Source organism: Vibrio sp. 1557 (genome assembly GCF_033340175.1).
Classification (GTDB): domain Bacteria; phylum Pseudomonadota; class Gammaproteobacteria; order Enterobacterales; family Vibrionaceae; genus Vibrio; species Vibrio alginolyticus.
This window is the reverse complement of the sequence record NZ_JAWOVZ010000256.1, coordinates 1-1,094: the sequence shown is the minus strand read 5'-3', so window position 1 is coordinate 1,094 and position 1,094 is coordinate 1. Positions and strand designations below refer to the sequence as shown.

The following is a 1,094-nucleotide window of genomic DNA, read 5'->3' as shown; positions in this document are numbered from 1 at the left end:
GTCTACAATTTGGTTTTCATTCCTTGGTTTGGCTTTGTTGTCGTTCCAATCATGTTTGCTGCTTTAATTGCGTCATTGCTCTTGCCTATGTTGGCGACGGTTCTATGGTATTTGCTTGACATATTTCTGGTTCCACTAAGTTGGTCGGTTCGATATGCCATAGGGACTTGGCAACCCATTAGTGCCGAGTGGACATTTGTTATTGCTGTAGTGAGTGCAGTGCTCGTTTTAAGACATGTTATGCCTCGTTACGTTTGGATGTTTGTCTGTGTAATTGTTGTGATGACCGGGTTGTTTCCTAAGCAAGATAACCAAACTTGGCGTATTGATGTGCTTGATGTCGGGCATGGGTTGGCGGTGCTGGTCGAAAAAGAAGGGAGAGTTTTACTCTATGATACGGGTAAGGCTTGGCAAAACGGCAGTATAGCTGAGCAAGTGATTACGCCAGTACTGCACCGCAGAGGTTACTCAAGTGTCGATACGATGATTTTAAGTCATGCTGATAATGACCATGCTGGTGGCCGAAAAGTGATAGAACAGTACTTTTCACCTAAACACAAACTAAGCAGCCAGAGCTTTTTACATTATCAGCCTTGTATTGCTGCTGAGAAATGGAAGTGGCAAGGGTTGAACATGGAGGTACTTTGGCCTCCTAAACCTGTTGTACGTGCATACACCCCCCACTCTTGTGTCATCAGTCTGGAAGACCCTAGTTCAGGTTTTAAAATGTTGTTCACTGGTGATATCGAAGCCATCAGCGAATGGATACTGCTTCGAGAGCCAGAAAAGCTGCGCAGTGATGTAATGCTAGTGCCGCATCATGGAAGCAAAACCTCTTCTAACCCTAAGTTTATTAATGTTGTTGAGCCTAGCTTGGCTGTTGCTTCAACGGCAAAACTAAACCAGTGGGGAATGCCCGCACCTGAAGTCGTTCAGGCCTATACCGATAGTGGTGTTAGTTGGTTAGACACTGGAAGTGATGGCCAAATAACAATCTTACTTGATGGCAATAACTGGCGTTTTGAAAGTAAACGTCGTGAGACAATTGAGTCTTGGTATAGGCAGATGCTGCGTAACCGAGTAGAATAAGAGTC

At 44.7% G+C, this 1,094-nt stretch carries 1 protein-coding gene; it reads left to right on the top strand.

Translation table 11 applies throughout. The annotated features are described in order from the left end of the window. Nucleotides 1-1,089, top strand: a 1,089-nt coding sequence (locus R7070_RS26320; RefSeq protein WP_318141533.1) for a DNA internalization-related competence protein ComEC/Rec2, incomplete at its 5' end; no start/stop codon positions are given. Between the last annotated feature and the right edge of the window lie 5 nt (nucleotides 1,090-1,094).